General features: G+C 69.2%; 8 protein-coding genes. 3 read left to right on the top strand and 5 right to left on the bottom strand.

Features of this window, described 5'->3' with window-relative positions:
* Window positions 1-150 precede the first annotated feature (150 nt).
* Complete coding sequence (locus IAE41_RS21745; protein ID WP_079222721.1) at window positions 151-744, bottom strand: mechanosensitive ion channel family protein; 594 nt, start codon at window positions 742-744, stop codon at window positions 151-153.
* Between the two features lie 35 nt (window positions 745-779).
* The gene (locus IAE41_RS21740; protein ID WP_079222720.1) at window positions 780-959 is read right to left on the bottom strand and encodes a hypothetical protein; all 180 of its coding nucleotides are present in this window, start codon (window positions 957-959) and stop codon (window positions 780-782) included.
* A gap of 122 nt (window positions 960-1,081) precedes the next feature.
* Here IAE41_RS21740 and IAE41_RS21735 point away from each other — a divergent pair, with 122 nt between their 5' ends.
* From IAE41_RS21735 to IAE41_RS21725, 3 genes are read left to right on the top strand one after another with little or no spacing between them, the layout of a single operon-like run.
* The gene (locus IAE41_RS21735; protein ID WP_079222719.1) at window positions 1,082-1,666 is read left to right on the top strand and encodes a sigma-70 family RNA polymerase sigma factor; all 585 of its coding nucleotides are present in this window, start codon (window positions 1,082-1,084) and stop codon (window positions 1,664-1,666) included.
* Window positions 1,663-2,205, top strand: a complete 543-nt coding sequence (locus IAE41_RS21730; RefSeq protein WP_200734529.1) for a hypothetical protein — start codon at window positions 1,663-1,665, stop codon at window positions 2,203-2,205. The genes IAE41_RS21735 and IAE41_RS21730 overlap by 4 nt, the downstream gene beginning before the upstream one ends.
* An 11-nt stretch (window positions 2,206-2,216) precedes the next feature.
* Window positions 2,217-3,095 carry a DUF4097 family beta strand repeat-containing protein gene (locus IAE41_RS21725; protein ID WP_200734528.1) on the top strand — a complete coding sequence of 293 codons (879 nt, stop codon included), beginning with the start codon at window positions 2,217-2,219 and terminating at the stop codon, window positions 3,093-3,095.
* Window positions 3,096-3,143: 48 nt separating this feature from the next.
* Here the strand turns inward: IAE41_RS21725 and IAE41_RS21720 are convergent, their stop codons facing one another.
* The 3 genes from IAE41_RS21720 to IAE41_RS21710 form a co-directional block, all read right to left on the bottom strand.
* A complete protein-coding gene (locus IAE41_RS21720; RefSeq protein ID WP_079222716.1) occupies window positions 3,144-3,326 on the bottom strand; it encodes a hypothetical protein in 183 nt (60 codons plus the stop codon).
* Window positions 3,327-3,337: 11 nt separating this feature from the next.
* On the bottom strand, window positions 3,338-3,631 hold the full coding sequence (locus tag IAE41_RS21715) for a YkgJ family cysteine cluster protein (RefSeq protein ID WP_200734530.1): 294 nt from the start codon (window positions 3,629-3,631) through the stop codon (window positions 3,338-3,340).
* Between the two features lie 228 nt (window positions 3,632-3,859).
* The gene (locus IAE41_RS21710; RefSeq protein ID WP_108747142.1) at window positions 3,860-5,221 is read right to left on the bottom strand and encodes an Hsp70 family protein; all 1,362 of its coding nucleotides are present in this window, start codon (window positions 5,219-5,221) and stop codon (window positions 3,860-3,862) included.
* Window positions 5,222-5,373 lie beyond the last annotated feature (152 nt).

The following is a 5,373-nucleotide window of genomic DNA, read 5'->3' as shown; positions in this document are numbered from 1 at the left end:
CCGCATGGATGCGGCGACCGAGCTTACATGGACGTACTTGCAGCGTCCCCCTCAACCGGACCCGCCCCGCCAACCCACGGAAAGCCAGCTTCTGCTCTTGCTCTGGCCTCTGCAGGTGCAGGGCGCAGCCCTGCAAAAACCCTCAACCTCTCAGCCGTCGCCCTGGATGCCACCCGGGGCCTGCGAGGGATCCCGCCAGCGCCGCACCGTGCGCTGGAAGAACAGGTTGTTCGGCAGCTGCAGCACCGTGCCCTCGTGGCCGTTGCCCGTTTCCTGCAGCGTCGTGTAGATCAGGTTCACGTCGATCACCCGGCCCTTCAGGCCCGGCTTCTCGCCGTTCTCCAGCACCTCGATGTAGTCATGCAGGCGGAACGGACGGGTGGTGAAGATCAGCAGCGTGCAGAAAATGTTCGACAGCACGCTCCACGCCGCGAAGAACGCCACCGCGCCCACGGCGGCAAAACCGGTGAAGGCCGTCCACAGCACCGATGGCTTCGCGCCCAAGAGGCTGAGGATGTACAGCAGCGCACTGAAATAGACCACGAAACTGGTGATCCGACGCGCGCCCATCGCCATCTCCGGCGGCAACGTGTAGTGCTCGGCGAAACGGCGGATCAGGCGGCGGGCCAGTACCCGCAGCAGCCAGGCAACCACCAGCACCAGCACGATCTGCAGGGCGATGCCGATGTAGTTCAGCCACGGATGGCTCCAGGCGGGCAGGTGATCCTTCAGCGACAACATCATGGGGCGACAACACGTGGCGATAACGGCCCTTGATGTTACCCGGCGCGTGCCGGGGTTTCGACCGATCCTGGCCAGGCCACGCAGACCACCGCCTGCCGATGCTGATGCAGGCAGGCCTGGCTGCTGTCCGCGCGAAGCTGCAGCGACAGGTCCAGGGCCTGCAGCACGACGCAGGCGACGATCACCAGCAGGGCGGCGCAGGAGGAGCTGGACATGGCGGGACTCCGGGGATTTTCAGCAAGGACCCTGCATGGATGCAGCCAGCATCGAAAAGGTTGCAATGGCGCCGCCTTCAATCGGCCTTAAACCTTTTCCAGGGTCGCCGCATCCAAGCGATATGCTCGACACCACCATGCCCGCGCTGCCTGCCACCACCGACGCCGACGCCGTCGACGAACCCGCCCTGGTGCGGGCCGCGGCGGCGGGCGACATGGGGGCCTACGAACAGCTCTACCGGCGCCATTCGCCGCGCGTGTTCGCGGTGTTGTGGCGCCTGTGCGGCGGCCAGCAGGCGCGCGCCGAGGATGCGCTGCAGGAAGCTTTCCTGCAGGCCTGGAAGGCGCTGCCGGGGTTCCGCTTCGAAAGCAGCCTGTCGACCTGGCTGCACCGGCTGGGCGTCAACGCAGCGCTGATGGAGCTGCGCGGCCGCGCCGCCGGGCCGGACCACGACAGCCTGGACGAGGTCGATGGCGGCCTGCAGGAGCTGGCCGTGCACGATCGCTGCGCCGGCACCGAGCGCGATCTGGAACGCGCGCTGGCGACGCTGCCACCCCGGGCGCGTGCGGTGCTGGTGCTGCACGACATCGAAGGCTGGAAACACCAGGAAATCGCCGAACAGCTGCAGATGGCCGTCGGCAGTTCCAAGGCACAGTTGCACCGCGCGCGCAGCCTGTTGCGCGCGCGTCTGGGAGACATGACATGAGTACCCACGAAACCGACCACGACCACGACCACGACCACGACCCTGCGCTGCAGGCGCGGTTGCGGGCATTGCCCGGGCAGCGCATGCCGCCGGCCGATGGCTGGGCACGCCTGGCGGCGCAGTTGCCACCGCGCGAAGCGGCACCGGCAGCGGTGGAGCATCCCGGCAACGTCGTGGCCCTGCCGCGCCGTGCCCGGCGGCGCTGGTGGCTGCCGGCAGGTGCTGCGCTGGCCGCCGGCCTGGCAGTGTATGCGGTGGCCCCGTGGCGGCAGGCACCTGCGCCATCGGTGCTGCAGCTGCAGGCTGCGGCGATGACCGAGCAGTACCAGCAGGCCGTGGCATCGCTGCCCGGTGCCCGCGCCGCGGAATGGCAGCCGGCCCTGCACGAACTGGATGAAAGCGCGGCACAGATCCGTGCCGCGCTGGCGCAGGATCCGCGCGCACCGCACCTGCTTGGACAGCTCAAGCGTACCTATACGCTGCGGCTCGAATTGACCCGGCAGGCGGCGCAGGCCGCCGCGGCCGGACTGACAACCTGAGGAGAGACCCCATGCGAACCCTTTTCCCGCTCTGCGCTGCCTTGCTGCTGCTGCCTGCCCTGGCCCTGGCCGATACACGCGTGGATGAGCGCCACACCCTGGCCAGCGGTGGCCGCATCGAGCTGAGTAACGTGGCCGGCAAGGTCACCGTGCGCGGCTGGGACCGCAACGAAGTGCAGCTGACCGGCAGCCTCGGCGATGGGCTGCAGCTGCGGCAGGAAAAGAGCGCCAACCGCGTGCGCTGGGAAGTGGAATACCCGCGGCGCCACACCAACGGCACGGCCACCCTGGTGTTGAATGTCCCGCGTGCCTCGGAACTGCTGCTGAGCACGGTCAGTGCCGACCAGGACATCAGCGGCATCGACGTGCGCCGGCTGCAGGCCGATACGGTCAGTGGCGACCTCAATGCCGCCGGACGCAGTGGCGACAGCAAGCTCAACACGGTCAGCGGCAACGTCGTCGCCAAGCTGCAGACGCCGCGCCTGGACGTGAACACCGTCAGTGGCCGCATCGAGGCGGGTGGGGGCGTGTCAGGGGATATCGGCGCGCAGACGGTGTCCGGGCGGGTCGGCGTGGATGCCGGCCGCATCCAGCGCCTGGCGGTGGAGACGGTCTCCGGCGGCATCGACCTGTCCACGTCGGGCCTGGCTCCGGGCGGTCGCATCAACGTCGAGTCGGTCAGTGCTTCGGTCAACCTGCGGTTGCCGGTCAAGGTCTCGGCCCAGCTGTCGGTGAACAGCTTCGCCGGCTCGATCAACAGTGATGCCGGCACCGTGGAGCGGCCGCGCTATGGGCCGGGCAGCAGTCTTGATACGAAGCTGGGCGGCGGCGATGGTGACATCCGCATCCAGTCGCATTCGGGCAGCGTGCGGGTCAGCCTGGACCGCTGAGCGCGGCCCGGCAGGCCGCGGCGGCAGCGCCGCCGCGGTCAGGGTGGGTCAGCTGGCTTTCTTCAGCGCCCAGGTGGTGCCAAGCACTTCGATCTTGCCACCGCTCTTGCGGAACGCGGCCAGATCGGACGCAATCGAATCGCTGCTGACCGTGGTGCTGGCGGCCGCGCCCTTGCGTTCGCTGCGGATGCTGTTGGTAGCCTTCGCGGGGGTCTTTGCCTTGCGGGGCATGGTTGCTCCTGTCAGGTGGAAGGGGAGGAAAGCGACCAGGCATCAGCCTGGCGCAGGTAATCCTGCCGCTCGCGGCGGCAGTCGTCGCCACCCATCGAAAACTGGCGGCAGATCGCCGGGCGCTGCGAATAGATCGTGCAGCGCAGGTGATAGGGATCGATCGCCGCGCACCAGCCCTCGTCATTGCGCGCCATCACGGCACGGCCGTGCCTGTCGCGCGAGGTATACTGGGGGGGCACGTCGTCGCCGGCCTGCAGCAGCACGGGCAACCGGCAACAGACCGCGTCACAACGGCGGCAGTCGATGGGTGCAGGTGCTTCTTCAGGTTGTGCGGCCACAGGGGCCAGGCGGGTGCCCAAAGCGGGTCTCGATGGCGGCTCGGGTAGTACGCGGACCATGAACGAGCCAGAAGGCATGGCCGCAAGGCCCGCCAAGCGGGCCGGGCCCTACCCGGGTACACACACCGGCGCAGCCGGCGGAAGGTAGAGCCCTATCAAGCCTACCGAGGGTAGCAAACTCCGCGTAACGTTTTGTTAATCCCGGCTGGCTGCCGCGAGCGCCAGGCCCTGGACCACGCCCAGCGAGGGCTCGCCATGGACCATGCGGGCGCCCGGGAAGGCCTCGGCCGCCGCCTGCCGCAGGTAGCCGGCGCGGGACATGCCGCCGGTCAGGAACACCGCATCCGGGTCGCCGCCGATATCGCTGCGGACCTGGGCCAGCAGCTCGCGGATCTGCGCCAGGTAGCCCGAGGCGGCCGTGGCCAGGCCTTCGGTGCTGCTGTCGGCATGCAGGTCGCGGGCGATGTAATCCAGGGTGCTGCGGTGGCTGGGGCTGCTGCTCAGGGCGATCTTGGCGCGTTCGACGTCGCGGTACAGGCGTGCGGTGTTGCCGGTGTCCTGCAGCGCCTGCAGGCGCGAACCCCACGGATCATCCACGTGGTCGTACTTGTGCTGGCGGAAGTCGCGCTGGCGGGTCATGTCCTGCACCGTGGCCGCTTCCACGTAGTGGTGGGCGGGCACGCGGGTGACGCCGCGGCCGAACAGCGGCATGTAGCTGGACAGGCTCAGCGACAGATCGATATCGGTACCGCCGCGGGCGATACCCCAGGCGCGATGGATGCGCGGAGCGGCATCGCCGCCCACTTCGGCGTGGGCGATGTCGGTGGTGCCGCCGCCGATGTCGACGATGACGGCCTGGTGCCGCTCGCGGCTTTCGGCGTGGTAATGCATGGCCGCCGCCGCTGGTTCTTCGAGGAAGTCGATCTGGTCGAAGCCGGCCTGGGTGGCGGCCTCGCGCAGGATGTCCAGCGCCTGGTCGTTGCCGGCGGCGCCGATCGAGCTGCGGAACTGCACCGGGCGGCCGAGCAGGGCCGCGCGCAGCGGCTGGCCGAGCTGGGCACTGGCGGTCAGGCGGATGTGTTCGAGGATGTGCGCGGCGATGCCGGTGATGGTCTGCCGCGCGCGCGGGTGCAGGTTGTAGCCGAGCATCGACTTCGGGCTCTGCACCAGGTTGCCTTCGTGCTCCTCGAAATAGGCTTCCAGGGCGTCATCGCCGTAGATGGCGTTCTGCAGCAGGTCGCTGGCGCTGCGTTCCTTGCCGGCGCGGGCTTCCATCCATTCGCGGCGCAGGGCGCGCAGGGCTTCGCGGCGCAGTGCCTGCGGGGTGCGTTCCTGGCCGGCGGCGCGCGCGGCACGGGCGGCGCTGTCGATCATCTGCTGCAGTTCGTGTTCCTGGCCGGCGTCGAGCTGGAAGTCGTCCGGGTCGGGCACCACGCCGGGGAAATACACGCTGGTACGGAACTGCTCTGCGTCACCGAAGCGGATCGGCAGCAGCTGTCCATCACGGACGATGGCGGCGGCGGAGTTGCTGGTACCGAAGTCGATGCCAAGGCGCATGGGGAGGTCCGGGGGCGGGCGGGGGCCGCGCACTCTGCTGCAGATCGGGTCTTCCTGCAAGTTCCTGTTGGCTTCGGGTCGGGTTCAGCGCCTCCCTGGATCGCTCGGGGGGGGCGGGGGGGGGGGGGGGGGCGGCGGGGGGCGAAATGTAG

The organism is Stenotrophomonas sp. S39 (genome assembly GCF_016624665.1).
Taxonomy (GTDB): Bacteria; Pseudomonadota; Gammaproteobacteria; order Xanthomonadales; family Xanthomonadaceae; genus Stenotrophomonas.
This window is presented reverse-complemented; position numbering and strand designations above follow the sequence as displayed.

Bases quoted from the DNA above. Each gene is read 5' to 3' on its own strand.
- IAE41_RS21735 (WP_079222719.1), top strand. From the start codon at position 1,082: ATGCTCGACACCACCATGCCCGCGCTGCCTGCCACCACCGACGCCGAC.
- IAE41_RS21745 (WP_079222721.1), bottom strand. From the start codon at position 744: ATGATGTTGTCGCTGAAGGATCACCTGCCCGCCTGGAGCCATCCGTGG.
- IAE41_RS21740 (WP_079222720.1), bottom strand. From the start codon at position 959: ATGTCCAGCTCCTCCTGCGCCGCCCTGCTGGTGATCGTCGCCTGCGTC.
- IAE41_RS21725 (WP_200734528.1), top strand. From the start codon at position 2,217: ATGCGAACCCTTTTCCCGCTCTGCGCTGCCTTGCTGCTGCTGCCTGCC.
- IAE41_RS21710 (WP_108747142.1), bottom strand. From the start codon at position 5,221: ATGCGCCTTGGCATCGACTTCGGTACCAGCAACTCCGCCGCCGCCATC.
- IAE41_RS21720 (WP_079222716.1), bottom strand. From the start codon at position 3,326: ATGCCCCGCAAGGCAAAGACCCCCGCGAAGGCTACCAACAGCATCCGC.
- IAE41_RS21730 (WP_200734529.1), top strand. From the start codon at position 1,663: ATGAGTACCCACGAAACCGACCACGACCACGACCACGACCACGACCCT.